Annotated in this window: 20 protein-coding genes; 15 read left to right on the top strand and 5 right to left on the bottom strand. The window is 71.5% G+C overall.

The window, feature by feature from the left end; all coding sequences use genetic code 11:
• Window positions 1–399: 399 nt before the first annotated feature.
• Window positions 400–1,953 carry a glucan biosynthesis protein G gene (locus tag KF840_22890; GenBank protein ID MBX3027752.1) on the bottom strand — a complete coding sequence of 518 codons (1,554 nt, stop codon included), beginning with the start codon at window positions 1,951–1,953 and terminating at the stop codon, window positions 400–402.
• A gap of 1,197 nt (window positions 1,954–3,150) precedes the next feature.
• Here KF840_22890 and KF840_22885 point away from each other — a divergent pair.
• The 3 genes from KF840_22885 (at window position 3,151) to KF840_22875 (ending at window position 6,512) form a co-directional block, all read left to right on the top strand.
• The gene (locus KF840_22885; protein ID MBX3027751.1) at window positions 3,151–4,212 is read left to right on the top strand and encodes a sugar ABC transporter permease; all 1,062 of its coding nucleotides are present in this window, start codon (window positions 3,151–3,153) and stop codon (window positions 4,210–4,212) included.
• Window positions 4,209–5,030, top strand: a complete 822-nt coding sequence (locus KF840_22880) for a carbohydrate ABC transporter permease (protein ID MBX3027750.1) — start codon at window positions 4,209–4,211, stop codon at window positions 5,028–5,030. The genes KF840_22885 and KF840_22880 overlap by 4 nt, the downstream gene beginning before the upstream one ends.
• Window positions 5,031–5,246: 216 nt before the next feature.
• Window positions 5,247–6,512, top strand: a complete 1,266-nt coding sequence (locus tag KF840_22875; GenBank protein ID MBX3027749.1) for a right-handed parallel beta-helix repeat-containing protein — start codon at window positions 5,247–5,249, stop codon at window positions 6,510–6,512.
• A 44-nt stretch (window positions 6,513–6,556) separates the two neighbouring features.
• Here KF840_22875 and KF840_22870 read toward each other — a convergent pair whose 3' ends face one another.
• Window positions 6,557–7,663 carry a Gfo/Idh/MocA family oxidoreductase gene (locus tag KF840_22870; protein ID MBX3027748.1) on the bottom strand — a complete coding sequence of 369 codons (1,107 nt, stop codon included), beginning with the start codon at window positions 7,661–7,663 and terminating at the stop codon, window positions 6,557–6,559.
• A gap of 5 nt (window positions 7,664–7,668) precedes the next feature.
• Window positions 7,669–8,658: a TauD/TfdA family dioxygenase gene (locus tag KF840_22865; GenBank protein MBX3027747.1), complete on the bottom strand. Its 990-nt coding sequence runs from the start codon at window positions 8,656–8,658 to the stop codon at window positions 7,669–7,671.
• Window positions 8,659–8,812: 154 nt separating this feature from the next.
• Here KF840_22865 and KF840_22860 point away from each other — a divergent pair, with 154 nt between their 5' ends.
• The 3 genes from KF840_22860 (at window position 8,813) to KF840_22850 (ending at window position 12,793) form a co-directional block, all read left to right on the top strand.
• Window positions 8,813–9,751 (top strand): right-handed parallel beta-helix repeat-containing protein, encoded by a 939-nt coding sequence (locus KF840_22860; GenBank protein ID MBX3027746.1) that lies wholly within the window; start codon window positions 8,813–8,815, stop codon window positions 9,749–9,751.
• 9 nt (window positions 9,752–9,760) lie between these two features.
• The gene (locus tag KF840_22855; protein ID MBX3027745.1) at window positions 9,761–11,314 is read left to right on the top strand and encodes a hypothetical protein; all 1,554 of its coding nucleotides are present in this window, start codon (window positions 9,761–9,763) and stop codon (window positions 11,312–11,314) included.
• 198 nt (window positions 11,315–11,512) lie between these two features.
• Complete coding sequence (locus KF840_22850) at window positions 11,513–12,793, top strand: hypothetical protein (GenBank protein ID MBX3027744.1); 1,281 nt, start codon at window positions 11,513–11,515, stop codon at window positions 12,791–12,793.
• A 12-nt stretch (window positions 12,794–12,805) separates the two neighbouring features.
• Here the strand turns inward: KF840_22850 and KF840_22845 are convergent, their stop codons facing one another.
• Window positions 12,806–13,264 (bottom strand): DUF2834 domain-containing protein, encoded by a 459-nt coding sequence (locus tag KF840_22845; GenBank protein MBX3027743.1) that lies wholly within the window; start codon window positions 13,262–13,264, stop codon window positions 12,806–12,808.
• Between the two features lie 212 nt (window positions 13,265–13,476).
• Between KF840_22845 and KF840_22840 the strand changes: the two genes are divergently transcribed.
• On the top strand, window positions 13,477–14,070 hold the full coding sequence (locus KF840_22840) for a hypothetical protein (protein ID MBX3027742.1): 594 nt from the start codon (window positions 13,477–13,479) through the stop codon (window positions 14,068–14,070).
• A 271-nt stretch (window positions 14,071–14,341) separates the two neighbouring features.
• Entirely contained in the window at window positions 14,342–16,192 is a 1,851-nt protein-coding gene (locus tag KF840_22835; GenBank protein MBX3027741.1) for an NAD(P)/FAD-dependent oxidoreductase, read from the top strand.
• 129 nt (window positions 16,193–16,321) lie between these two features.
• On the opposite strand, the gene KF840_22830 is transcribed toward KF840_22835, so the two are convergent.
• Window positions 16,322–18,583 carry a hypothetical protein gene (locus tag KF840_22830; GenBank protein MBX3027740.1) on the bottom strand — a complete coding sequence of 754 codons (2,262 nt, stop codon included), beginning with the start codon at window positions 18,581–18,583 and terminating at the stop codon, window positions 16,322–16,324.
• 540 nt (window positions 18,584–19,123) lie between these two features.
• Between KF840_22830 and KF840_22825 the strand changes: the two genes are divergently transcribed.
• The 7 genes from KF840_22825 (at window position 19,124) to KF840_22795 (ending at window position 25,781) form a co-directional block, all read left to right on the top strand.
• Window positions 19,124–19,792: a TetR/AcrR family transcriptional regulator gene (locus KF840_22825; protein ID MBX3027739.1), complete on the top strand. Its 669-nt coding sequence runs from the start codon at window positions 19,124–19,126 to the stop codon at window positions 19,790–19,792.
• Window positions 19,789–20,862 carry an efflux RND transporter periplasmic adaptor subunit gene (locus tag KF840_22820; protein ID MBX3027738.1) on the top strand — a complete coding sequence of 358 codons (1,074 nt, stop codon included), beginning with the start codon at window positions 19,789–19,791 and terminating at the stop codon, window positions 20,860–20,862. Before KF840_22825 ends, KF840_22820 begins: the two co-directional genes overlap by 4 nt.
• A complete protein-coding gene (locus KF840_22815) occupies window positions 20,859–21,857 on the top strand; it encodes an ATP-binding cassette domain-containing protein (GenBank protein ID MBX3027737.1) in 999 nt (332 codons plus the stop codon). The genes KF840_22820 and KF840_22815 overlap by 4 nt, the downstream gene beginning before the upstream one ends.
• Window positions 21,858–21,925: 68 nt before the next feature.
• Window positions 21,926–22,894 carry an IS5 family transposase gene (locus tag KF840_22810; GenBank protein MBX3027736.1) on the top strand — a complete coding sequence of 323 codons (969 nt, stop codon included), beginning with the start codon at window positions 21,926–21,928 and terminating at the stop codon, window positions 22,892–22,894.
• Window positions 22,895–23,087: 193 nt separating this feature from the next.
• On the top strand, window positions 23,088–24,200 hold the full coding sequence (locus tag KF840_22805; GenBank protein MBX3027735.1) for an ABC transporter permease: 1,113 nt from the start codon (window positions 23,088–23,090) through the stop codon (window positions 24,198–24,200).
• Window positions 24,201–24,287: 87 nt separating this feature from the next.
• Entirely contained in the window at window positions 24,288–24,839 is a 552-nt protein-coding gene (greB, locus tag KF840_22800; GenBank protein ID MBX3027734.1) for a transcription elongation factor GreB, read from the top strand.
• 177 nt (window positions 24,840–25,016) lie between these two features.
• Window positions 25,017–25,781, top strand: a complete 765-nt coding sequence (locus tag KF840_22795) for a class I SAM-dependent methyltransferase (GenBank protein MBX3027733.1) — start codon at window positions 25,017–25,019, stop codon at window positions 25,779–25,781.
• Window positions 25,782–25,784 lie beyond the last annotated feature (3 nt).

Genomic DNA, 25,784 nt, shown 5'->3' with positions numbered 1-25,784 from the left:
GGCGGCGGGTGATGCGCGGCATCGACCACAGCCGTCCCTGGCACAGCGGCAGGCGGCCGGCGGGTCGCGTGGTGAGCTGGCGCAGGCGCCAGGCGACGAAGGGATCGAGATGGGCGGCCGCGGCGCCGGCATCCGGCGTCTCGCGCTCGACGAGGATCTCGCGCAGGGCGCGCAGGGTCATGGCGATGGCATCGCCGTCGGCGCCCCATGCGGGCGAATGCAGGGCCCGTTCGACGGCGGCGCTCGCCAGCGCGGCGCGGTCGGCCTCCGGCACCTGCAGGGCCTCGAGGTAGGTGAGGGCCCGCTGGCGGGCCAGCTTCCAGTCCTGCAGCAGCCGATCGGAGGGGACCCCCGGCGGCGCCGGCGCGCCGCCGCCGAACGATGCCGCGGCGTGCTCGCTCATGGGTGGATGACGTCCGACCAGGTCTCGGTGAGGGAGTTGCCGCCCTGGTCGAGGAAGGCCCGGAGCTCCACCGGATCGCTCTTGAGGGGGCGGATCTGGAAGGTGAGGCGCCAGCCGCCGGTCACCGGGTTCTTCACCACCTGCTGGTCGAGCAGCTCGGCGGTGTCGTCGCCCGAGGCGATGGTCACGACGCCGCGCAGCACGGTGTCCTCGGGCAGCGATTCGAGTTTCTTGCCGGCGAAGTCGATGACGAAGCGGTAGGCATTGTCCGCCGTGCCGCGGTCGCGACGGGTGGCGACGACGCGGCCGCTCGGCGAGATGCTCGGCAGGTCCGTGTACCAGTAGAGCGTATAGGCGTACGACCCCATCTGGCCCGGCTCGGGCGGTTTGCTGGGCACCCAGAAGGCGACCACGTTGTCGTTGATGTCGGCCTTGGTGGGGATCTCGACCAGCTCGACGCTGCCCTGGCCCCAGTCGCCCTGCGGCGCCACCCAGGTGCTCGGCCGCAGCTCGGGACGGGTCTCGAGGTCCTGGTAGTGATCGAAGTTGCGGTCGCGCTGCAGCAGCCCGAAGCCGAGTGGGTGCGCGGTGCGGAAGCTGCTCACCTGCAGGGTGCGGGGATTGTCGAGCGGCCGCCAGAGCCACTCGCCGCTGTTGAAATTGATGAGCAGGCCGTCGGAGTCGTGCACCTCGGGGCGGAAGTCCTCGTAGGTGCGTTGGCTGTTCTCGCCGACGAAGAACATGGTGGTGAGCGGCGCGATGCCGAGCTTCTCGATCTTGCGCCGCGGGAAGAGGCGGGCGGCGACCGCCACGGTCGTCGGGTCGCCCGGGTCGACCACGAACTGATAGGCGCCGGCGATGCTCGGACTGTCGAGCAGCGCGTAGATCGTCAGCTTGGTGTCCTTGGGCTTCGGCGTCACCAGCCAGAATTCGCGGAAGTACGGGAACTCCTCGCCGGACGAGAGCGCCGTGTCCACCGCCAGGGCGCGCGCCGACATGCCGAAGACCTCGTTCTTGCCGACGGCGCGGAAGTACGAGGCGCCGAGGAAGACGATGACCTCGTCGTAGTAGTTGGGTTTCTTGATCGGCGCGTGGACCCGGAAGCCGGCGTAGCCGAGGTTCTGCGGCACGCGGCTGGCGAACTCGTTGCGGCCGTAGTCGAAGTCGTTGGGCGAGAACGCCACGGGCTTCACCCCGCCGTCGCTGACGACGTTGATGGCGACCGGCCGGTCGTAATAGAGGCCGGGATGGAAGAACTGCACCTGGAAGGGGAGCTTCTGGTCCTTCCACAGGGCCCGCTCGCGGCGGAAGCGGATGTCGCGCCACTGGTCGTAGGTGAGGTCGCGGAGCCAACCCGGCACTTGCGGCGGCTCCTGATACGAGGCCTTGGCCAGCGCCTGCGCCTTCGCCGTCACATCCTCGAACCCGAACGCCGCGGCGGCGCGCGGCGTGGCGATCCCGAGCAGGGCGAGGCCCAGGAGCAGGACGAGCGCGATTTGCCGCCCGCCGCACGGGCGGCTAAGGGCGAGGGCGTCCTCGACGCGGATCATTCGCGGAGATCTCGAAGTGCGATCAGCAGATCACGAACGGGTCGGCAGCCAGGGCGCGTCACGGGCGATCGTCGGGACCATGACAGTTACGAGGCGAGTCGTCTACTCCCTGGGCGCGCTCCTCTTCGTCGCCGGCTGCGCGCGGCGCGAGGGGGCGCCGCAGACCGAGCTGCGCTTCTGGGCGATGGGCCGGGAAGGGGAGGTGGTGCAGCGGCTGCTGCCGGCCTTCGAACGCGCCCACCCCGAGATCCGCGTCCGCGTCCAGCAGATCCCCTGGAGCGCCGCGCACGAGAAGCTGCTGACCGCGTTCGTCGGTGGCTCGATGCCGGACGTGTTCCAGGTCGGCACCACCTGGACGCCGGAGCTGGTCGCCCTGGGCGCCGTCCAGCCGCTCGACGAGCGGCTCGGCGCCACACCGGATACCGACCAGTTCCCCGGCATCGCCGCCGCCAACCGCATCGACGGGCGCACCTGGGCGCTGCCCTGGTACGTCGATACCCGCGTGCTGTTCTACCGCTCGGACCGCCTGCGCGCCGCCGGTTGGCCGGCGGTGCCGCGCGACTGGGGGGAGTGGCTGCGCGCCCTGGGCGATCTCGAGCGCGCCGCCGACGGCGGCTACGCGATCCTGCTGCCGCTCGACGACTGGCAGACGCCGGTGATCCTGGCCATGCAGCAGGGCGCCGAGCTGCTGCGCGGCGACGCCGAGTGGGGCAATTTCGAGTCGGCCCAGTTCCGCGCGGCCTTCGCCTTCTACCTCGACTTTTTCACGCGCCATCTCGCGCCCACCGGGGCGCAGGGACAGATCGCCAACCTCTACCAGGACTTCGCCGGCGGCTTCTTCAGCGTCTTCATCAGCGGCCCGTGGAACCTCGACGAGCTGGCCGGGCGACTGCCGGCGCACCTGCAGGGAAGCTGGGCCACGGCTCCGATGCCCGGGCCCGACGCCGGCCAGCCGGGGGTCTCGATCGCCGGCGGCGCCAGCCTGGCGATCGCGGCCGGGACGCCGCACGCCGACGCCGCGTGGGCCCTGGTCACCTACCTGACGGCGGCCGAACAGCAGCTCGCGTTCCATCGGCTGAGCGGTGATCTGCCGGCGCGGCCCTCGGCCTGGGCGGCCGGGCAGCTCGCCGACGACCCGCGGGTCGCCGCCTTCTTGACGCAGCTCCAGCACGTCGAACCGCCGCCGCGTATCCCGGAATGGGAGCGCATCGCCGCCGCCATCAGCCGCGCCGCCGAGGCGGCGGTGCGCGGCGATCGCAGCCCGGACGAGGCTCTCGCCGAGCTCGACCGCGAGGTCGACGCCATCCTGGCGAAGCGGCGCTGGTTGCTGCGACAGGGCGCCGCGGCGGCGGCGCCCACCGGGGACGGATCGTGAGCGCCGCGCTCGAGACCCGGCAGGCGCGGGCCGGCATCGCCTTCGCCGCACCAGCGCTGCTGCTGATCGCCGGATTCTTCCTCCTGCCGGTCGCCGCCTCGCTGCTGCTCAGCCTCACCGACTTCGACATCTATGCCGTCGCCGACCCCGACCACCTGCGAGTCATCGGCGCCCGCAATTACCTCGCCCTCGCACGCGACCCGCTGTTCTGGCGGGCGCTGGTCAACACCGCCGTCTTCGTCGCCGTCGCGACGCCGCTCTCGATCGCCGTCTCGCTGACCGCGGCGCTGCTCGTGACCGCCGCGGCGGTGCGCCTCGCGGCGCTCTTCCGGACCCTCTTCTTCGTCCCGGTGGTGACCAGCCTGGTCGCCGTCGCCGTGGTGTGGCGCTACCTCTACCACCCGCGCGTCGGGCTGCTGAACTACGGCCTCGGACTGGTCGGCATCGCGCCGCGGGACTGGCTCGGCGATCCCCGCCTGGCGCTGGCGGCGATCATCGTCCTGGCGGTGTGGAAAGGCTTCGGCTTCAACATGGTCGTCTTCATGGCCGGCCTGCAGAGCATCCGACCATCGCTGTACGAAGCGGCGAGCGTCGATGGCGCCGGGCGGTGGGCGCAGTTCCGCCGCATCACCCTGCCGATGCTCCGTCCGACGACGCTCTTCGTCACCCTGATGACCCTGATCGGCAACTGCCAGCTCTTCGCCGAGCCGTACATCATGACCCGCGGCGGGCCGTCGAACCGGACCCTCAGCGTCGTGCTCTACATGTACGAGCAGGGGTTTCGCTGGTGGAACCTCGGCTACGCCGCGGCGCTCGCCTTCGTGCTCTTCGCCGTCATCCTCGCCGTCTCGCTGCTGGCGCGGCCGCGCGCGGTGGCCGCATGAGCCGCCGCGTCGGATCCCTCGCGCTGCACCTCGGCCTGCTGCTCGGCGCCGCGCTGACGGCGCTGCCGCTGTGGTGGATGCTGGCGGCGTCCTTCATGCCCACCGGGGAGGCGAGCCAGCTCCCGCCCCGCCTGTGGCCGAGCGCGCCGACCCTGGCGCAGTACCAGGCCCTGTTCGCGCGCCTCGACCTGTCGCGCGCCGCCGCCAACAGCCTGCTGATCGCGACCCTGGCGACCGCCGGCGCCGTGCTGATCAACTCGATGGCCGGCTATGCCTTCGCCAAGCTGCGCTTCCGCGGTCGCGAACGGCTCTTCCGCCTGCTGGTCGGGGCCCTGGTGATCCCCGGCCAGATCGCCATGCTGCCGCTCTTCCTGCTGCTGAAGGAGCTGGGCTTGATCAACACCTATTGGGGCGTCATCGTGCCCAGCCTGGCGAGCATCTACGGCATCTTCCTCGTGCGCCAGTATGCGCTCGGCATGCCGGACAGCCTGCTCGACGCGGCCCGCGTCGACGGCGCCAGCGAGTGGCGCATCTACTGGTCGCTGGTCCTGCCGTGGTGCCGGCCGATCCTGGTCACCCTCGGCCTCTTCACCTTCATGGGGGCGTGGAACGACTTCCTCTGGCCGCTGGTGGTGCTGACCGACAGCCGACGCTACACGCTGCCGGTGGCGCTGGCCGGTCTGGTCGGCGAGCACGTGCAGGACACCGAGCTGATGATGGCTGGCGCCGTCCTGACCGTGATGCCGGTGGTGCTGCTGTTTCTCGCCCTGCAGCGCTTCTACATCGCCGGCGTCATGGGCGGCGCGCTCAAGGAGTGAGATCCCACCGCTCGGCGCCGGCTCGGTTTGCACGACTCGAACGACTGTGGGACGGTGCGCCATCCGCAACCAACGTCAGGGGGGAGACGAGAGTCGCGCGCGCACGGTAACCGCGGCGAGGAAGGCTCGGTCCGTGCCGGTTCCGTGTCGGCCGAGCGCCGGGAGCGTGGAACGCTGCCGGCGGGCGCCCTCCGGCAATCCCACAGGAGGATGATGATGACGTCAGTGAACGGTTTCCGCGGCCAGGGTCGCGGCGCATGGTGCGCGCGTGGTCTGCTCGCCGCCGCCCTCTGCGCCGGTAGCGCGTCGGCCAGCGTCCTGAAGGTGGACGACGACGGCGTCCAGTGCGCGTCGGCCGCCTACACCACCATCCAGGCGGCGGTGACCGCCGCCGCGGCGGGCGACACGATCCAGGTCTGTCCGGGCGTGTACTCGGGTCAGGTGGTGATCGACAAGACGCTGCGCATCAAGGGCAAGGCGCCGAAGGCCAAGTCCTGCGACACGCTGGCGGCCCCCGATCCGACGCTGCACGCGATCTTCGAGCCACCGCCGGTCAGCGGCCTCGGCGGCATCGGCATCGACGTCCTGGCCGACGACGTGCGCATCCAGGGGCTGGTGATCCGCAACGCCGGCGAGGTCGGCATCCGGACCGATCCCGCCCACAGCGGGTTCTCCCTCAAGAAGGTGGTCTTCATCGACAACGCCAACGGGCTCTACCTGCACTCGAGCGGCACGACGTCGACGGCGGTGAAGGGCAACTGCTTCCGCACCAATGCGACCGGCATCCGCAGCCGCTACGGCCTGGCCGACGCCACGATCAGCAAGAACTACTTCTTCCAGAACATCGGCGGCGCGGCGATCATCATCGACCAGGAGCCGGGCGCCAGCACCCAGCAGCTCACGGTCAGCAAGAACCAGTCGAAGGGGGACGACACGTTCGCCGTCATCCTCGGCACGGTGGGCTCGACGTTCGCCAAGAACACGGTGGACGGGACCCTGGGCACGTCGTTCTTCGTCGGCCCCAACAATACCGGTCTGACGATCAGCAAGAACACCGTGACCAATGCCGGCACCCGCGCCATCCGCTTCAACACCGCGATCTACGCCGGCACGGCCAACGCCAACGTCGTGGTCTCGAAGAACACGATCGACAAGGCCGGCGTGCACGGGATCGTCGCCGACTCGAGCGCCGGCGAGTCCTCGCTCATCAACTCCACCATCGAGCGCAACACGGTCACCGCCAGCGGTCAGAGCGGCAGCGGCGACGGCATCCGCATCGCCGACCCGACGGCCTCGGGAGCGAACGGCGGCAACACGATCGCGCGCAACACCATTTCGGGCAGTTTCAACCACGACTGCCACGACGACACGTCCGGCACCGGCACCGCCGGCTCGGCGAACACCTGGACCAACGTCACGGCGGCGACCCAGAACGTCGCCGACCTGTGCGTCGCCGGCGCGGCCAACGGCGTCGCGGACTGACGGCGCGCTGTTCGCGCGCGAGCCGACCGGCGCGCGCGCCGCTCTCACGCAGCGGGGAGCGGCGCGCGCGTGTCGGACGTCACGTCGGCGAGCGCGACCTCGCGCCCCTCGGCCGCCGAGACATGGGCGGCGATGGCGAAGCGGAGGGTCTCCGCCGCCTCGTCCGCGTCCTGGGCCGGTTGGCGGCCGTCGAGAATGGCATCGACGAAGTCGTGGCCGCCGCGGCGGAAGCTCTCGGCCCAGTCGGTCGCGAGGTCGTGCCAGGCGCGCGTCTCGCCGTCGCGGTAGAGGACCAGCGCGGGCTCCTCGAGGAGCGCGCCGGTGCAGCGATTGACCCAGATGATCCCCTCGCTGCCGTGGATCTCCATCCGGTCGTCGCTCGCGTAGTAGCGCGAGCGGACGCGCAGGCCGAGCGAGGCGATGACCTCCCAACTGCCGAATTTCGGCACCCCGGCGTACTTCCAGGAGACGAAGCCCGGGCCATCGTAGAAGGCGCGGTCGCCGAAGCGATTGACGTGGATCCAGGCGTGCACCCGCTCCACCGGTTCGGCGATGAAGAAGCGGCCCATGTTGAAGCAGTGGTAGCCGTGGTCGAAGAAGGTCGGCCCGCCGCCGCAGCGCGCCGGATCCATGCGCCACGTCTGCGCGCTCGCCGGCACCGCCCAGCCATCGCTCGGCCGGCCGGCGGCCGTCGTCAGGCGCACCGACAGCGGTTCGCCGATGGCGCCGTCGCGCACGAGCTGGCGCGCCTTCTCGTGCGGCGGGTAGTACATGAAGTTCTCGAACACCCGCAGCGTGCGCCCGGCCGCCCGCGCCGCCGCGGCGATCGCCGCGAGCTCGCCGAGGGTGTGGGTCGGCGGCTTCTGCAGCGACACGTGCTTGCCGGCGCGCAGCGCCGCGATGGCGACCGCGCGGTGGAGCTGGTGCGGCAGGGCGATGTCGACGGCGTCCACGCGCGGATCGGCGAGGACGTCGTCGATCGCGGTGTAGGCGCGCGCCGCCGACCACTCCGCCTGTCGCCGGTGGGCGAGCTCGGCGTCGCGATCGCACACCGCCACCAGGCGGGCCCGCGGATGATCGCGGTAGCCCAGCACCTGCAGATCGGCGATGCGGCCGCAGCCGATCAGCGCCACGCCGAGGCGGTCGGACACGGCGCTCACTCCAGCGACAGCCACAGGCGCAGCAGGTGGCGCCGGTGGTCCGGTTCGTCCTCGTACGCGGTGCGGGCGTGCAGGATCGTGTGGTTGGAGATGAGCTGGATGTCGCCCGGCCGCAGCGCCATGTCGAGGTAGAGGGCCGGATCGCCGGCGATCGCCTCGTACAGGTCCATCAGCTCGCGCTCCGCGGCGGTGAAGCGCGGCGCGTCCGCGTGCCGTTCGACCGAGCGGAAGTAGTCGCTGTGGTAGAACGTGCGCAGGCGGCCACCGGCATGGCGGCAGGGGGGAACCGGGATCCAGGCCGGCCCACCGGCCCGCGCTTCGTCGCGGGTGTCGAGCGGAAACGGCTCGTAGAGGCGGTCGACGAGGTCCGGCCGGCGGCGCAGCAGCTCGTCGTAGACGGTGACCGAGCTGACGATGCGGCTGGCACCGCCGCGCCGCGCCTGGCGCAGGCAGAGCAGGCCGACGACGTCGGCGAGGTCGCAGTGATAGGCGATGTCGGCCGCGGTGCGGTAGCGGCGCACGAACGGATTGGCCGCATCCTCGCCGGTGTCGACGACGTGGCCGAGCAGCTCCCCCTGCGGGTTCTGGGCGCCGGGCCGCCCGAGATGCTGGCCGAGGCCCCAGAACGCGAGAGCGCTGTCGTCGTCGCCCCACTCCGCGACCGGCAGGCCGCGCAGGAGGAGAAAGCCGCGTCCATCGCGCAGCGCGTCGATCCAGCCGCGCAGGCGCGCGCCGAGGCTCGGGAGCGGGAAGTCCTCGCGCCGCAGGTCGCCCATCGCCAGGCCGCGGGCCCGCACGGCGTCGACGGCGGCGCGAAGCTCGGCGACGTCCCCGGGCTCGAGCGGCTCGATCCAGTCCTCGCGCCGCCGCACCTCGTCACCGCGCCACGCCGCCGGCCCGCCGATCGGCGTCCGCCGCACCTCACCGTGCGGGCGCTGGAAGTAATGGAGCGCCTGCGCCCCGAAGCTCAGCCACGCCTCGCTCATGCCTCCTCCCTGCCACGCCGCTGCCCGTCCCCTCAACCGGTGGGGCCGCTGCCGGAGTCGCTGCCCGCCGCGCTGCTTGTTGGTCGAGCCCGCGTGTGGTTGAAGCGTCGGCACCGGCGCGCGGGCGCGACGCGGCGCGGCGGCGGGGGTGACGATGGACAAGCGTGTGATCCGGATCGGCCTGCTGGCCGCTACCGTGCTCGGGGGGTTCGCCGCGTCGGCGCAGCGCGCGCGCGCCGTCGACGGCGTGATCGAGATCAACCAGGCGCGCGCCCTGGCGGGGGGCGTCGTGGCCACCGACGCGCCGGGGTTTCCGGTGAGCATCAACGAGGCGGGGAGCTACCGGCTGACGAGCAACCTGACGGTTCCCGCGTCCGACCCGGCCAACACCGGGGCGATCCTCATCCAGACGAACAATGTCACCATCGACCTCAACGGGTTCACGATCCAGGGACCGTCGAACTGCGCCGGCGGACCGATCACGTGCAGCCCGACGGGCTCGGCGAGCGGCATCGACGGCGCCGGCCGACAGGGCATCCGCATCGTCAACGGCGTGGTGCGCGGCTTCCCCTCGGTCGGCATCCTGCTCGGCGGGCGCTCCCGGCTGGAATCGGTTCGCACCGAAGCGAACGGCGCCGACGGCATGAACGTCGGCAGCCAGAGCGTCATCCGCGGCTGCGTCAGCTCGGTCAACGGCAGCAACGGCATCTTCGCCAGCACGAACAGCACGATCACCGGCTGCACGGCGGGCAACAACGGCCAGGCGGGGATTCGCGCCTCGAGCGGTTCCGTCGTCAGCAACTGCTCCGCGGCCCAGAACTCGCTCACCGGCATCGCCGTCGAGGCCGGCAGCACGGTGACCAGCAGCGCCGCGACGGGCAACTCGACCAACGGCATCAGCGCCGGATCCGGCAGCCTGCTGATCGGCAACACGGCGCAGTCGAACGCGCAGCAGGGCATGGTGCTGAGCGACCCCTCGGTGGGCTACGTCAACAACGTCGCCAGCAGCAACAACGGAGGAAACGGGAATCCCCAGGTGGCGGGTGGCACCAAGCTGGGCAACAACATCTGCGGCGTCGCGCTCTGTCCCTGAGCCGACGGCATGGCGTTGGGCCGTTCCCTTCCGGCAAGAGGCTGGCGCGTCGCGGCGGGTGTCGCGGCGCTGGCGCTCGCCGCCGCGGCGCCCGTCGGGGCGGCGACGCCGCTGCGCGCGCTGCTGTTCGCGACCGACACGACCGTGGCGCTGGACGGCGCCCTCCTGTCGCCCGATGGAGTCGCCGAGGAGGCGGATGGCGGGCTGACGGTTCGGGCCATCGCCGGCATTCCCCGTGGCAGCGCGCTCCTGGCCTACCACCGCGCCGCGGACGGCAGCGAGCTCTTCGCGCTGGACACGCCAGCGGCGCTTCCGGGGGGACTGACCGTTCGACCCGGCGACGTGGTTCGTCTGCAGGGCGGCACGTTTCAATTGGCATTCGATGCCACCGCCCGTGGTCTGCCGCGCGGCGTCGCCACCGATGGCATCGCCCTGTCGGGCGGCGACCTCGTCCTCTCGTTCGACACCGCCGTGCGCCTCGACGGCACGACCTACGAGGACGAGGACGCCGTGGTCTTCGACGGCGCCTCGTTCCATTCCTTCTTCGACGGCTCGGCCGCCGGCATCGCGCCGGCCCTCGACCTCGACGCCATCGACGTGCTTGCCAACGGCCATCTGCTGCTGTCGTTCGACGGCAGCGGCTCGGTCGCGTCCGTGTCGTTCGACGACGAGGACGTGCTCGAGTATGCGCCGGAGGCGGCCACCTGGGAGATGGTGTACGACGGTTCCGCCCGTCACGCCGGCCTGGCGCGCGCCGACCTGGTCGCCGTGTCGGCCGAGGTCGTCCCGCCGACGAGCACGCCCAGCGAAACGTCGACCGCGACCGCCACGGCGACGCCCAGCCTCCCGCCGACCAGCACCTTCGTGCCGACCCACACTGGCACCGCGACCCCGGCCGCCACCTCGCCGCCGGAGCCGTCGCCCACCCGGACATCGGAGCCGTCCCACACGCCTGGATCGTCGACGGCGACGGCAACGGTCGACGGCGGCGCGACGGCGACGGAGACCCCGGCGTCGACGCGCACTGCCATGGCGACCGCGACCTCGTCCGCGAGCCCGAGCGCCAGCGCGACCGCGACCCAGAGCATCCCGCCGACGGCGAGCGCGACGTCAGCGTCCACGCCCTCCGCCTCCGCGCTGGCGTCCGTCACGACGTCGCCGACCGCGTCGGTGACGCCGACCGCGACGCCCACCGCAACCGGCGAAGCGACCACCCCGCCGTCGGCGATGCCGACCGCGAGCCAGACGGCTTCGCCCACACCGACGCCGGTTGCGTCGGGATCGCCCACGTCCCCGGCCAGTCCGGCAGCGTCCGCCACGGTGACCGGCTCCCCGACGGCGACCGCGAGTCCCGGCGAGACGCCGCTTGCGGGTTGCGCCGGCGACTGCAATGAGAACGGCGTCGTCACGGTCGACGAGTTGGTGCGCGGCGTGAACATCGCCCTCGGCAGCCTGGACATCGCCGCCTGCCCGCCCTTCGACGACAACGGCAACGGCGTGGTGACCGTGGACGAGCTCGTGCGCGGGGTGAACAACGCGCTGACGGGCTGCCCGGCGAGCTGAGCCCGCACCCCGCAGCGCCGGCGCCCCGCGCGGGTGGGCGAGGCGTTCAGCGGCGGTGAACGACGTTCACCCTCATTGCGCCGCCGCCAACCACAAAACAGCGGGCCCGGCTCAGCGCGGTTCGCGTTCGGTGGGGGTCGTCGATGCGGAACCCGACGCGAGGCGCGCGCCGCGCCGGATTCTGGTATCTGGCCCGCCATGCTGCGCGCGTTCACGCTGCTCCTGGTCGGTCTCCTCTCCGCGTGGTCGACGCCGGTCCATGCCTGTGCCGGCGATTGCGGGATCGACGGCACGGTCTCGGTCGACGAGTTGATCCTCGGGGTCAACATCGCGCTCGGCTCGGCGCGTGCCGGGCGCTGCGAGGCCATCGACCGCGACCGCGACGGCTCGGTGACGATCGCCGAGCTCGTCGCGGCGGTGAACGCGGCGCTCGCCGGCTGTCCGGCGCCGCCACCGCGGCTGATCGTGGTGGCTCGCGACGGCCATATCGCCTCGCTCGACCTCGAGCCGCCGTGGACCGTACGCGCCACCGCGGCCCTGGGCATGAACATCGGCAGCGCTCGCTGCCGCGCCGGGCGCTGCCTGATCGTGCATCCCAGCGACGATGCGATCAGCATCGTCGCCGCGGACGATCTGGCGCGCGCCGAGCCGATCGCCCTCGAGCGCGGCGCCGAACCGCGCGACGTCGCGCTCGTCGACGACGACACCGCGCTCGTCGGCCTGTACGGCCGCGCCGAGCTGCTGCGCATCGATCTGCGCCTCCGCGCCCGCAGCGCCATCGATCTCCGTCCGCTCGCCGACTCCGACGGCACCCCCGAGACCCTGCGCCTGGCGCACTGCGGGCACCTGGTGCTGGCGCAACTGCTGCGCATCGATCGCCGTTCCGGCCTGCCGACGGCGGAGGGTCCGGGACTCGCCGCCATCGACCTCGACCGGCCGGCGGGTGACGAGATCCTGGACGCCGATCCCGCGGTGGACGGGCGGCAGGCGATCGCGCTCGCCGGGCCACCGAACTTCGACATGCCGGTGGACTGCGCGACGCGGCGCCTCTGGATCGCCGAGCCCGAGCCGCTGATGCAGGGCGGCGGCGGCTACGAAGTGGTTGACCTCGAAGCACTGGTCGCCAGCGATTTTCCCATCGCCACCGGCGCCGAGGTCGGCGGCTTCGAGATCGTCGGCCCGAACGCCTACTGGCTCATCACCCACACCGAATTCGGGCCCGGTCCGTCCTCGCACCTGAACTTCTTCGGCGCCACGATGCCGCCGACCTACAACACCTTCGCCGAGGAGCACGTCAACGATCTCGCCATCGACCGCCAGGGCAATCGGCTGTTCTTCCCCGATCCCTGTCGTCCCGGCCCGGTGAACACCGGCTGCGATCCGGGGATCCACGTGTTCGAGGCGGACAGCGGGACGCCGCTCGGCGTGCGCGCCATCGCCGTCGACTTCCCGCCGATCGAGGTCGCCGTGTCGCGCTGAGCGAGCGGTCGCTCAGCGCCAGATCGTCCAGAGCGCGAAGATCGCGGTCGCCAGGCCGAGCACGGCGAAGGCGATGGCGTCGTTGCGCGTCAGGCCGGGACCGGGACCGAGCGCGCCGCGGCGCGCCAGTCGCCACTCGCGGGCGATCAGGAAGAGTGGAAAGGTGACGCTGATCGCGACCAGCAGTCCCAGGATCACGTAGAGCCAGGGCAGGCGCATCTCGAGGCGCCGCGCCTCGCGCACCAGGAAGACGCTCGCCGCGAGCGTCAGGATGGCGATGTCGACGGTGATCGAGACGCTGGCGGGCGTCGCCAGGGTGTCGGGCCAGAAGCGCGCCATGGCGACCGCGAATCCCGCCAGCGGGCCGCGGTCGGCGGGCACGTAGTGAACGTTCTGGCTCCAGGTCGCCGCCAGGGCGAGGAGCGCCAGCGCCGCATAGGCGAGACAGAGCAGTTGGCGAGCACGCGACATGCGCGCCCTCTAGCACAGCGGGGCGCGGCAACCAGCCGCCGGTCCGCGAGGACCGATCACGGGTGAGCGCAGCCGCGGGCGATCACGGCCGCTGTGACCAGATCGCTCGCGGGTCGAGAGCGTGGGCGCTTTCGATGCCACACGCGCATTTTTTCCGGCTTGCTCGGCCCCCAGGAGCGGGCAGAGTGGGGCGCGGAGGTCGCGTGATGCCCATGCCCCGCACGGCTCTGCTTTCGTTCCTCGCGCTGGCGCTCGCCCTGTCCGGCGGCGGCTGCGGCTCGCCCGCCGCGGGCGGCGGCTCGCCGGCCGACGCCTCGCGCTGGAGCTGGCTTGCCGCGAACGGCGGGACGTACTGGTACGTGCCGACCGAGAACCTGCTCGCCTACCAGTGGGACACCGCGAGCCCGCAGGCGCAGACGGCGCTCGACGACCAGACGGTGTGGCACATCGAACGCTACGACAACGGCTATTTCTTCGGCCCGGTGGCGGCGCGGTTCTCGGGCTTTCCGATCACCTCCTGCCAGTATGCGGCGGGGTCGGTGACGCCCGATGGGCGGGTGTACATCTCGTTCACCGCCACCACGAGCCTCCCTGCCGGCCAGCCCTCGATCACCACCGGCATCGGCCGCATGACCAAGGTCGGTGGCTGGGCGTTCGAGATGCAGATGGCGTCCGGCAGCTCGAGCTCGCAGGTCACGCACTGGGCCTTCATGCGTCAGTGCAGCAGTGGACAACCCTGCTGGACCAGTCTGCCCGGCATCGGCGAATCGATCCCCGACCTGCTGGCGAGCTGCGACGCGAGCTGAGCGGACCCGGCGCAGTCCCTATCCCCGGGCGGGCGCCGTTCCCGCAGCGCCCGCGCCCCGTCCTCGCCCGCGACCGGCCTTCCGTCGCGGCGTCCGGGGGGCGTTTCATCGGCGGCGGTTCTGCCATATTTCGGAAGGTGGCCGCTCTGGCTTGGCCGCGGTGCGAAGACGGTTCGTCCGTCCGACCCCGGGGACATGGGCGGATCGGCCGATGAACGTTGGCACGGCCGCTGCTGTCGATCGGCCGCCGCGCCCGAGCAGAGGAGGGGAGATGACGAACCAGACCGAGCACGCGCACCTGAGCCAGAGCGAACGCGATGCCCTGCGGGTCAGGTACCGGCAGGAGCGCGACAAGCGGCTGCGCCCCGACGGCAACGACCAGTACATCGAGCCGACCGGTCGCTTCGCCCACTTCCTCGACGATCCCCACGCCCAGCGCGCGGAGCGGGCGCCGCGTCACGATGAAGTGACGGTGGCGTTCATCGGCGGCGGCTTCGCCGGTCTGGTGACCGGGGCGCGCCTGAAGCAGGCGGGCATCGACGACTTCCTGCTCATCGAGGGCGGCAGCGACGTCGGCGGCACCTGGTACTGGAACCGCTATCCGGGCGCGATGTGCGACACCGCGGCAATGGTCTATCTGCCGCTGCTCGAAGAGACCGGGCACATGCCGACCCAGAAGTACACCTTCGCGACCGAGATCTTCGCCCACGCGCAGCGCATCGCTCGCACCTTCGGCCTGTACGAGCAGGCGCTGTTCTCGACCGCCGTCACCGGCCTCGAATGGGACGAGGACGCCGCGCGCTGGATCATCCGCACCAACCGCGGCGACGCCATCAGGGCGCGCTTCGTCGCCATGGGCACCGGACCGCTGCACCGACCGAAGCTGCCCGGCATTCCGGGAATCGAGACCTTCGCCGGGCACGCGTTCCACACCAGCCGCTGGGACTACGCCTACACCGGTGGCGACCCCGCCGGCGCGCCCATGACCGGGCTCGCCGACAAGCGGGTCGGCATCATCGGCACCGGAGCGACCGCGGTGCAGTGCATCCCACCGCTCGGCCGCGATGCCAAGGAGCTGTACGTCTTCCAGCGCACCCCCTCGTCGATCGACGTGCGCAACAACCATCCCATCGACCCGAAGTGGTTCGCGACCCTGGCGCCAGGCTGGCAGCACGAGTGGCTGATGAACTTCGCGACCCTGCAGACCGGCGGTTTCGCCGACGCGGACCTGGTGCAGGACGGCTGGACCGACATCGCCATCCGCGTCCGCGACCGCATCGTCGCCGAGATGAACGCCGGCGCCAGCTTCGATCCGGCCACCATCCAGAAGGCGTTCGAAGACAGCGACGACGAGAAGATGACCGAGATCCGCGCCCGGGTCGACGCCATCGTGAAGGACCGGGCGACCGCCGAGGCCCTGAAGCCCTGGTACCGCCAACTGTGCAAGCGTCCGTGCTTCCACGACGAATACCTGCAGACGTACAACCGGGCGAACGTCCACCTCGTCGACACCGACGGCAAGGGCGTCGAGCGTATCGACGCGACGGGCGTCTGGGTCGGCGGACGGCACTACGACGTCGACTGCCTGATCTTCGCCTCCGGGTTCGAGGTCGGCACCGACTACCGGCGCCGCGCCGGCTTCGAGACCGTCGGGCGCGGCGGCGAGACGCTGTCGCAGCACTGGGCCGACGGCCTGCAGACGCTGCACGGCATCCACGTGCACGGCTTCCCGAACCTGTTCATCGTCGGCATGACGCAGGCGGCCAACCTGGTATCGAACATAACCCACAACCTCACCGACGCCGGGACCACCATCGCCGCCGTGGTCCGACATGCGCTGGACGTCGCTGCCGACGAGGTGGAGGCGACGGCCGAGGCCGAACAGCGCTGGGTGGAGCAGATCGAGAGCGCGCCGCTCACCTTCCTCGGCAACCCCGAGTGCACCCCCGGCTACTACAACAACGAGGGGCGTCCGTTCGGCCGGCGCGAGCGCATCAGCACCGGCGGCTATCCCGGTGGGCCGGTGGCCTTCTTCAACTACATCGACGATTGGCGGAAGTCGGGCCGTTTCGAAGGCCTGGAATTTCGCAGCCGCGCCGCCGCCCGCGCCGCCAACGAGTAGCCGCGACCGCTGACGCCGGGACCCGCCCGGGCAGTCGCTGCACGCGGTGCGCGCCGAACACGCCCGGCGACAGGATGCGCAACGACGACATCGGGGCGGTGCCGGCGCGGCGCCGGTCGTGAGGCGCCGCTACTCCGACTGCGTCTGCTCGATCAGGAAGGCCTCGATCTCGTCGTGCTCGGCGACGAGCGGGTTCAGCACGGCGATCTCCATCGGCCGCAGGACGAACGGGGGCGCGGCGGGCGGCACGTAGCGCGACGACTGGGCCAGCACCTCCAGCATGCCGTGCGCCGCGGGATCGTAGCGGGTGGCGCGCGTCGTGCCGGTCGCGGCGAGCATCGCGGCGGTCGGGCGCGGCGCCGCGACCTCGTCCAGCGCGGCCACCTGGAAGAGGATCTCCGGCGCGCCCCCCGCACGCACCGGGTCGGCGAGCAGGTAGGGGGCGAGGGCCAGCGGGTCGATCGGCTCGAGAATCCAGCGCGTCAGGTCGACCAGCGGATCGAAGAGGAGATGGCGATCCACTTCGTCGAACGGGCCGACGACGCCGAGCAGGGGTAGGAACAGGGAGTCGACCAGGGGCCGGAACTCGGGTGATTCGGCGAGCGTCTCGACGATCGATCCGGGCGGCACGTTCTGGATCCCGAAGCCGACGTCGGGCTCGGCGGCGAGCACTGCGGCGCCCACCACGGCGCCGAGCGAGTTGCCGATGAAGCCGATGCGCCGCGGGTCGAAGCCCGCCAGCGACGCGACGCCGGCGTCGCGCAGCGCCGCCAGCAGCTCGCCGTCGCGGGCGATGCGCACCGCCGCCACGATGTCGGCCTCGAACTGCAGGAACGCGCCCAGCGAGTACCCGGTGAAGGACTCGAGGCCGGGCGCGGCGCCGAGGACGCCGAAGACGCGGCCGGTCACGTCCAGCGCCACGGTCTCGGCGAAGCCGTCGGGGCCGGGCACGTTGCCGCGCATCGCGTGCAGGGTGTCCGTCGCCGAGGCGGCCCGATCGCCATGCTGGTAGGCGTCGATCGCCAACACCGCGAAGCCGGCGCGCGCCGCCGTGTTGGCGGAGGCGAAGCCGGTGACGCGGCTGGCGCTGAATCCGTGGTGCGCGACCAGGAGGGGGACGGCGGGCGCCGCGGGCGCGCGCGGCAGGGTGAGCACGAAGGGCACCGGCTGCCGCGGGCCAGCGACCACCGCGCCGCTCGCGTCGCGCCGGGCCGTGCCGATCTCGGTGCCGCTTCCGGTGACGACGCGGGGCGCCAGGAAGACCCCCGTGATGACGTCGCCGATCGCGTCGTGCGCGATCGCGCGGGTGCCCGCCACGCCCTCGGCCGGCGGCACGTCGATCCCGGGACGGTCTTCGCCGGGAATGCCCAGCAACTCGTCGATCTCCTCGCCGCGCCGCCAGCGGTCGATCGTCACCGGCAGCGGCGCGCCGCCCTGCACCGCGGCCCGCGTGCCGAGCACGTCGGCGGTCACGTCCTCGGTGGTATACGGCGCTAGGGCGACGATGCGGTTGCGCCCGATGCCGATCCGCTCGAGCTCGTCGAGCGCCGCCGCGACGACCGTCCGCGCCCGCTCGATCGCGGGAGCGCTGCTGCTGGTGTGGCGTCGCTTCGCCGCGGCGAAGGTCGGGCTGGCGCCGACCGGCCTCCCGTCGGCCGCTCGCAGGGCCGTCGTCAGGACGGCCGCGTAGCGCCGATTGCGATGCAGGGCGATCCCGGGGTTCGGTCGCAGGGCCAGGAGGTGGCGCTCGCCGTTCCATTCCAGGCGGAGGGCAATCAGGCGCCCGCGCTCCGGCGACCCGGGATCGACGTCGACCAGGAGGGCGGCGTCAGCGGCGCCGGGGCTGTCGTCGGCCGGCAGACTGGCCGGATCGATCGCGCCCTCGATGACGAAGTACGCGTTGCAGGTCGCGCAGAAGCCGTCACGCCCCTGCAGCAGGTCGCGCATCGCGCGCTGCAGCGGGGTCTCCGCCGCGCTGATGGGCAGCGCGCCGATGCGGATCGCGCCCGCGTCGTCGCGGTAGAGATCGCTGGGGAAGGGCACGTCGCCCCAGTCCAGGGCGCCGGCCTCGGGCACCGTGAAGCGGGCGACGGCGCTCGCCACCGGCGGGGCGGGGCAGCCGCCGAGCGCCGCCGCGACCGCCGCGACCAGCTCGTCGACAGAGACCCGGGTATCGCCATCGACGTCGCAGGCGTCACACGCGGCGAGCGGACTGCGCCCGAGGTCGATGGCAACGCAGCGCAGGATGTCACTCACCCCGACCGCGCCGGTTGCCGCGCAATCGCCGGCGCAGTCCTGGGCACGCAGCGGCCGCCCCGCCATCACCACGGCCAGCGTCGCCAGCGCCAGCGCGGCGGCGCGGCTCCGAGCCGCTAGGGAGTGCGTCGTCATCGATCTCGTGTACGTGCGTCGGGTCCCGGGATGCAAGGCTCCATCGCGGCGGGGACGGACGCCGCGGCGCGCGCCGTGGCGCAGCGCCGGACGGGCACCTTGACTCCGGCTGGGCCTTCGGGTCCAACTAACCAGTCAGTTAACCCCGATATGACGAGCACATTTCACCACGGAGGCATGGAGACACGGAGCAACCTGGACACGAGGGGGTTCGGGGTCGAGATCCTCAACGCCATCAGCAATGGCCATGGGGATCGCACCCACCCGCCGTTCCGACGCTGCACCCTCCGTGGCTCCGTGCCTCCGTGGTGAAGGTGTCTTGTCGTATCGAGGTTGATCTCGCCGTGACGACACCTTCACCCGGAGACGCAACAACGTGGCCGCGCGCGCTGAATGGTCCAGGATGTCCTCGCCCCGCCTCCTCGATGCCCTGCAGGGGATCGCGCGCGAGGGGACCCGCACGGGCCCGGAGCGCTGCGCTCGCGGGCCGGCCCTGTGTCTCCGCGGCTCCGTATGAGTCCGCGCCGCGCGCGTGATCGCATGCCCCCTCGCGCCGCCTCGAAGGACCGCCGACCCGCGCCCGCACCGGCGCGGGGACCGGACAGCCGCGCCGCGATACTGGCCGCGGCGGAGGATGCCTTCGCCCGCGCCGGCATGGAGGGGGCGCGGATCGACGCCATCGCCGCCACGGCGGGGGTCAACAAGGCGCTCCTCTACTACTACTTCGGAAGCAAGGGCGGGCTCTACGAGGCGGTGATGGACGATCACTTCCGCGAGTTCAACCGCCAGGCGGTGGCGGTGTTGCAGGAGCCCGGACCGGCGGGCGCGGTCCTGCTGCGCTACGTCAGCCTCTACTTCGACTTCATCAGCGCCCGGCGTCGCTATGCGGCGCTCTACCACCAACTGATGACGGCGCGCGGCCGCTCCCTCGAACGCCTGGCGCGCCGCTATCTGGTGCCGCGCAACGCCGCGTTCAAGAAGCTGCTCGAACGCGGCGTCCGGGCGGGCGAGTTCCGCCGCACGGATCCCCGGCACACGGCCATGTCGGTGGTCGGATTGATCGTCTTCTACTTCTCCGCCGCTCCGGTGCTCCGGGTCCTCGGTCACGCCGACGCCTACGCGCCCGCCAGCCTGGCGCGCCGCAAGCGCGAGGTGCTGGACTTCATCCGGCACGGCCTCTTCCTCGACTCCGGAGCCAGTTCCTCATGACGCGCCGCCTGCCGATCGTCCTCGTCGCCGCCGCCATCCTGGGGGCCGCGCTCGCCGCCCTGCTGCCCCGCCGTCCCGACGAGATCGTGCTCACCGGCGTGGTGACCACGGACGACGTCATCGTCGGCGCCGAGATCCAGGGCCGGCTGCAGGAGCTCGCGGCGCGCGAGGGCGACGTCGTCGAGCGTGGCCAGCTCCTCGCGCGCATCCGGCCGCGGGAGTGGAAGGCGGACGTCGATTTCTATGCCGACAGCGAGCGGCAGTCGGCGGCGCAGGTCGAGGAGGCCGAGGCCAACCTGCGTTTTCAGGAGGCGCAGACCAGCAACGCGACGCACCAGGCGGAGGCCAACCTGGCGGCCGCCCAGGCGCAAGTGGCGCAGGCGGTGGCCGACGAGGAGAACGCGCGTCTGACCTTCCGGCGCGCGGAGGCCATGTACCGCAAGGGGGTGGAGGCGGCGCAGGCCTTCGACCAGGCGCGCACCGCGTTCGCGGCGGCGACGGCGCACGTCGAGGCGCTGGGCAAGCAGGAGCAGGCGGCGGAGGCCGCGGTCGCGCTGGCCAAGGGCAACGCCGATCAGGTCGCCGCCCGCCGCGCCACCCTCGAGGCCAACCGCCACCGACTGGCGGCGGCCGGCGCGCAGCGGGAGAAGGCGCAGGTCCACCTCGACGACACCGAGATCCGCGCGCCGATCGACGGCATCGTCGACGTGCGCGCGGCGCGTCCCGGCGAGGTGGTGGCGCCCGGACGCGCGATCCTCACCCTGATCGATCCCGACGATCTCTGGGTGCGCGCCGATGTCGAGGAGACCTACATCGATGCGGTGCGGCTGGGGGATCGGATGACCGTGCGGCTGCCGTCGGGCAGCGAGCGCCTCTGCGCCGTGATCCACCGCGGGGTCGACGCCGATTTCGCCACCCAGCGCGACGTCAGCCGCACCAAGCGCGACATCAAGACCTTCGAGATCCGCCTGCGCTGCGACAACGCCGAGCGCGATCTGGCGGTCGGCATGACCGCCTACGTCGTCCTGCCGCTGGCGGCGCGCCCGGCGGCGGGCGAGGCGGCGCGATGAGCGCCCCCGTGCTCGACGTCGAGGTCGAGGCGATCGCCAAGACCTTCGGCGACTTCCGCGCCGTCGACGGGCTGAGCTTCAGCGTCGAGCACGGCGAGGTCTTCGGCCTGCTCGGCCCGAACGGGGCGGGCAAGTCGACGCTGATCCGCATGCTGACGACGCTGCTGCCGCCGTCGGGCGGCACGGCGCGGATCAACGGCTTCGACATCGTCCGCCAGGCCAACGAGGTGCGCGCCTGCATCGGCGTCATCCCGCAGGCGATGACCTCCGACCTCGACCTCTCCGCGGCCGAGAACCTGAGCATCTTCGCCAAGCTCTACGGCATCCCGCGCGAGCGGCGGCGCCGGACCATCGCCGCCCTGCTCGAGGCGGTGGACCTGACGCCGTGGGCGGACAAGCCGGTGAAGATGTTCTCCGGCGGCATGCGCCGGCGCCTGGAGATCGCGCGCGGCCTGGTACACGAGCCGCGCATCTTCTTCCTCGACGAGCCGACCACCGGCCTCGACCCGGTGTCGCGCGTCGCCGTCTGGGAGATGCTGTCGCGCCTCAAGCGCGAGCGGGACCTGACCATCCTGGTGACGACGCACTACATGGACGAGGCCGACAAGCTCTGCGACCGCATCGCCATCGTCGACCACGGGCAGCTCGTCGCGCTCGACTCGCCGCTCAAGCTGAAGGCCTCCATTCCCGGGAAGAACATCCTCGAGGTGAGCTTCGACCGGCCGCCGGCGGACTGGACGGCGACGCTGGCGGCGCTGCCCGACGTCGCCGACGTGCGCGCCGATGAGCACGTCTTCCGCATCTCCTCGCACAACGGGCCGCGGACCACGGTCGGGGTGATGGAAGCGGCGCGCCAGGCGGGCATCGCGGTCGAGTCGCTGTCGGTGCAGAGCACGACCCTGGACGACGTCTTCGTCCACTACACCGGCCACCAGCTTCGCGACGCGCTGCAGAGCGCCCCCAGGTACGATCCCAACTTCATGTACAACCGCTAGGGAACCTCTGCATAAGGCCGGGGCGTCATGTATAGTGCGCCGCAGCTGAGTGCGGAGGTGGTGTGGTGATGGAGAAGCAGCAAACGTTTGCGTCGGTGGCGTGGAGCCAGAAGGGCAAGGTGACGCGTCGCGAACGGTTCCTGGCGGAAATGGATGCCGTGGTGCCGTGGGCCGAGTTGCTGCGGGTGATTGCGCCGCACTACCCGAAGGCGGGCAACGGCCGGCAGCCCCTGGGGTTGGAGAAAATGCTGCGGATTTACTTCGTCCAGCAGTGGTTCAACCTGTCTGACCCGCAAGCAGAGGACTCGCTGTACGACAGCGAGTCGATCCGGCGCTTTGTGCGCATCGAGTTGAGCGAGGATGTCGTCCCCGACGAAACGACGATTTTGCGTTTCCGCCACCTGCTGGAGAAGCAGGGCCTGACGGCGAAGCTCTTCGAGCTGGTGAAGGAGCTGCTGCAGGCGAAGCGGCTGTTGCTGAAGGCCGGCACCATTGTGGATGCGACGATCATCGCCGCGCCGAGTTCGACCAAAAACGCGGACAAAGCGCGCGATCCCGAGATGAAGCAGACGCGCAAGGGGAACCAGTGGCACTTCGGGATGAAGCTGCACATTGGGACCGATACGCGGGGCCGCGTGCACAGCGTGGTGGCCACCAATGCGGCGACCGCGGACATCACGCAATTGGAGGAGCTGCTCCATGGCGAGGAGAGCGCGGTGTACGGGGACAAGGCGTACTGGAAGGAAGCCGATCGCCAGGCGTTCGAGGCGGCCGGAGTGCGGTACCGCATGAATCGGCGTCAGGCGGGTCGTCAGCCGCTGAGCGAGCGGTGGCGCCAGATCAACCGGGCGCGCTCGCGCATTCGCGCGCGCGGCGAACATCCGTTTCACATCGTGAAGCGGCTGTGGGGATTCGCCAAGGTGCGCTACCGCGGCTTGGCCAAGAACCTGGCGCGAGCGCAGACGATGTTCGCATTGGCGAATCTGTACAGTGTCCGTCATCACCTCCTGCCCGCGGGGGCGCGGTGCGCGCTGTGAATGGGCGAACGCGGACTGTGAACGCAATGCCACGAACCTCGACACTCCGGCGATACGCGGGCCCCCGGCAATTCCACCCGGCTGGCGGCGAATTCTCGCTCGTCGAGCCCTGCTGATGCCGGGAGCCGTCCAAGTTTTCACGATTTCATTCACTGACGGGACCTGTGCAGAGGTTCCCTAGCGAGGCGCTGCCGTGCACCGCATCTGGGCCATCATCGAACGCGACCTGCGCCGTTTCCGACGCAGCCCGAGCCTGATCGTCGTCTCCATGCTCATGCCGGTCGTCCAGTTGGTCGTGCTCGGACACGCCTTCGGCGGCCGGGTGAAGGATCTCGCGGTCGGCGTGGTCGACCAGGACCACGGCGTGCCGGCGGTGAAGGTGCGGGAGATGCTGCAGGCCGTGGCCGCCAACGCCAGGACCTTCGAGACCGTCGCCTACAGCGACCAGGCGCGAGCGCTCGACGACCTGCGCAACGGCAGGATCAGCGGCGTGCTGAACATTCCGCCCAACTTCTCGCGCCAGGTCCTGGCCGGCGCTGGTCCGCGCCTGGCGCTGATCGAGGACAATACCGACCAGTTCGCGGCGGCGACGCTCGAGGGCGCGCTGGCGGCGATGCTCGGGCCGTACAACCACCCGCCACCGCAGGAGCGCGTCGCCAGCGGCGCGACGCTGTCGATCGTCGAGGTCTACCCGTACGTCCCGTACGTCCAGTACCTGCTGCCCGGCAGCATCGTGCTGGCGATCTTCGTGTCCGCCATGATCGGCGGCGGCATCATCTTCATCGACGACAAGGCGCGCGGCCTGCACGAGGGCTATCTGGTGACGCCGATCCGCAAGCTCGAGCTGATCCTCGGCTTCACCCTCGCCGGCGCCGCCAAGGCGATCGTCGCCGGCACCGTGCTGGTGATCGCCGGCTCGCTGATCGCCGGCATTCCCCACCCCCTGGACCCGCTGCGCCTGTTGCGCATGATGACCATGGTGGTCACGACGTCGCTGGCGCTGATCAGCATGATGTTCCTGCTCATGGTGCGGGTCAGCGACCCCCTGATCCCGCGCGCCATCTACGGCGTGTTGAGCACCGTGCTGTTCTACCCCAGCGGCGCCGTCTATCCGGTCAACGCCTTTCCCGGCTGGATGCAGGCGCTCGCCGTCGTCGATCCCTTCACCTATGCGGTGCATGGCTTCAAGGCGCTGGTGCTGAAGAACACCGGCCTGGCGGCCATCGGCGTCGACCTGGCGGTGCTGCTCGGCTTCACGGTCGTGACCATGGCGCTGGCCACCGTCCTCTTCCGGCGCACGCTGTAGCGGGAGGCGGCCATCGGCCGCCCGGCTGGGGGGAGCATGGCGCGCCCCGGCGGCAGGTGGTAGAGGCGGCCCTCGCGACCGCTTCCGATGAGCAAGGCCTTCACCAGGGAACCGGACGGCGACGACGGCGACGAGGTCGCCGCCACCGCCCCGCCGCGCGAGGGCGCGAACTACATCACGCCCGCCGGGCTGCAGCGCCTGCACGACGAGCTGTCGAAACTGTGGCGGATCGAACGCCCGAAGCTCGTCGACATCATCGCCTGGGCGGCGAGCAACGGCGACCGCTCGGAGAACGGTGACTACATCTACGGCAAGCGCCGGTTGCGGGAGATCGACCGCCGCATCCGCTTCCTCCGGCAGCGGATCGAGGCGGCGGTGGTGGTCGACAACGCCGGCAGGGAGCACGAGAAGGTCTACTTCGGGGCGACCGTCACCGTCGCCGATGCGAACGGTGGCGAGCGCACGGTCAGCATCGTCGGCGTCGACGAGAGCGATCCCGCCCGCGGCCGCGTGAGCTGGATCTCGCCGATCGCGACGGCGCTGCTGAAGGGCACCGTCGGCGACGTGGTGACGCTGAAGACGCCCCGCGGCGACGAGGAGCTCGAGATCCTCGACATCCGCTACGAGGCCCTGCCGTAACGCGCGCACCGCATCGGATCGCGGCGCCGCCGCCTGGACCAGCGGCAGGTGCCCGAGTCCCGTTCGGCCGCCCGCGGCGGGGCGCGACTTTCGATCCGGAATGTGGTTGGACACGGGCCGCTCCCGCGCTCTCCCATGGCCCTTCCGTCCACTTCCGTATTAAGGCGACGCGCCCCGATGCTGCGGCGCGGTCGCGCCACGATCTACCGTCGCCTGCAGTCCCTGCGCTTCCTCGCCGGCCGGGATCGTCACGCCGTGCTCGCCTTCCTGCGCGCATCGCGCGCGGCTGGCCGACCCTGGCGAAGCGACCTGCGCCTGCTGGCGCGCTTCGTGCGCATCACCAATCACGTGCGCGCCTACCACACCCAGGCGGAGATGCTGACCGTGGCGCAGGCGATCCTGTCCCGGACCGGGACGCCCGGCCTGACGGTGGTCGAATGCGGGGTCGGCAAGGGAGCCAGCACCGCCAAGCTGTCGTTGGTGACGGCGCGGGCCGGTGGTCGGCTGGTCGTCTTCGACTCGTTCCGCGGCATGCCGCCGAACGAGGAGCGGCACGAGGCGCTCGACGGCCGCCCGATGGTGTTCCGCCGCGGCGCCTTCCACGGCCGCTTGCGCGAGGTGCAGCGCACCGTCGCCGCCTTCGGCGCGCCGCAGGTGGTCGAGTATCGCAAGGGCTGGTTCGCCGACACCCTGCCGCGCTTCGCGGCGCCCGTCGATGTCGTGCTGCTCGACGTCGACCTGCTGGCTTCGACCCGCACCTGCCTCGCCCACCTGGCGCCGCGCCTGCGCCCCGGTGGCGTCATCTTCACGCAGGACGGCCACCTGCGCGCTGTTGCCGCGCTGCTCACCGATCCCGCATTCTGGCGCGACGAGGTCGGCGTCGCGCCTCCGCGCGTCCCGGGTGCCGGCCGAGAGAAGTTCCTCGCCCTGGCCTTCGAGTAGCCC

The sequence above is a fragment of the bacterium genome (genome assembly GCA_019637795.1).
In the GTDB taxonomy this organism is placed as follows: Bacteria; Desulfobacterota; Binatia; order HRBIN30; family CADEER01; genus JAHBUY01.
The sequence above is the reverse complement of the archived record's forward strand: the minus strand, read 5'-3'. Positions and strand labels throughout refer to the sequence as shown.

Coding starts and splice junctions, on each gene's coding strand:
- KF840_22845 (MBX3027743.1), bottom strand. CDS start 13,264: ATGTCGCGTGCTCGCCAACTGCTCTGTCTCGCCTATGCGGCGCTGGCG.
- KF840_22795 (MBX3027733.1), top strand. CDS start 25,017: ATGCTGCGGCGCGGTCGCGCCACGATCTACCGTCGCCTGCAGTCCCTG.
- KF840_22850 (MBX3027744.1), top strand. CDS start 11,513: ATGCTGCGCGCGTTCACGCTGCTCCTGGTCGGTCTCCTCTCCGCGTGG.
- KF840_22820 (MBX3027738.1), top strand. CDS start 19,789: ATGACGCGCCGCCTGCCGATCGTCCTCGTCGCCGCCGCCATCCTGGGG.
- KF840_22865 (MBX3027747.1), bottom strand. CDS start 8,658: ATGAGCGAGGCGTGGCTGAGCTTCGGGGCGCAGGCGCTCCATTACTTC.
- KF840_22835 (MBX3027741.1), top strand. CDS start 14,342: ATGACGAACCAGACCGAGCACGCGCACCTGAGCCAGAGCGAACGCGAT.
- KF840_22815 (MBX3027737.1), top strand. CDS start 20,859: ATGAGCGCCCCCGTGCTCGACGTCGAGGTCGAGGCGATCGCCAAGACC.
- KF840_22810 (MBX3027736.1), top strand. CDS start 21,926: ATGGAGAAGCAGCAAACGTTTGCGTCGGTGGCGTGGAGCCAGAAGGGC.
- KF840_22875 (MBX3027749.1), top strand. CDS start 5,247: ATGACGTCAGTGAACGGTTTCCGCGGCCAGGGTCGCGGCGCATGGTGC.
- KF840_22885 (MBX3027751.1), top strand. CDS start 3,151: ATGGGAGCGCATCGCCGCCGCCATCAGCCGCGCCGCCGAGGCGGCGGT.
- KF840_22855 (MBX3027745.1), top strand. CDS start 9,761: ATGGCGTTGGGCCGTTCCCTTCCGGCAAGAGGCTGGCGCGTCGCGGCG.
- KF840_22880 (MBX3027750.1), top strand. CDS start 4,209: ATGAGCCGCCGCGTCGGATCCCTCGCGCTGCACCTCGGCCTGCTGCTC.
- KF840_22840 (MBX3027742.1), top strand. CDS start 13,477: ATGCCCCGCACGGCTCTGCTTTCGTTCCTCGCGCTGGCGCTCGCCCTG.
- KF840_22830 (MBX3027740.1), bottom strand. CDS start 18,583: ATGACGACGCACTCCCTAGCGGCTCGGAGCCGCGCCGCCGCGCTGGCG.
- greB (MBX3027734.1), top strand. CDS start 24,288: ATGAGCAAGGCCTTCACCAGGGAACCGGACGGCGACGACGGCGACGAG.
- KF840_22890 (MBX3027752.1), bottom strand. CDS start 1,953: ATGATCCGCGTCGAGGACGCCCTCGCCCTTAGCCGCCCGTGCGGCGGG.
- KF840_22825 (MBX3027739.1), top strand. CDS start 19,124: ATGCCCCCTCGCGCCGCCTCGAAGGACCGCCGACCCGCGCCCGCACCG.
- KF840_22860 (MBX3027746.1), top strand. CDS start 8,813: ATGGACAAGCGTGTGATCCGGATCGGCCTGCTGGCCGCTACCGTGCTC.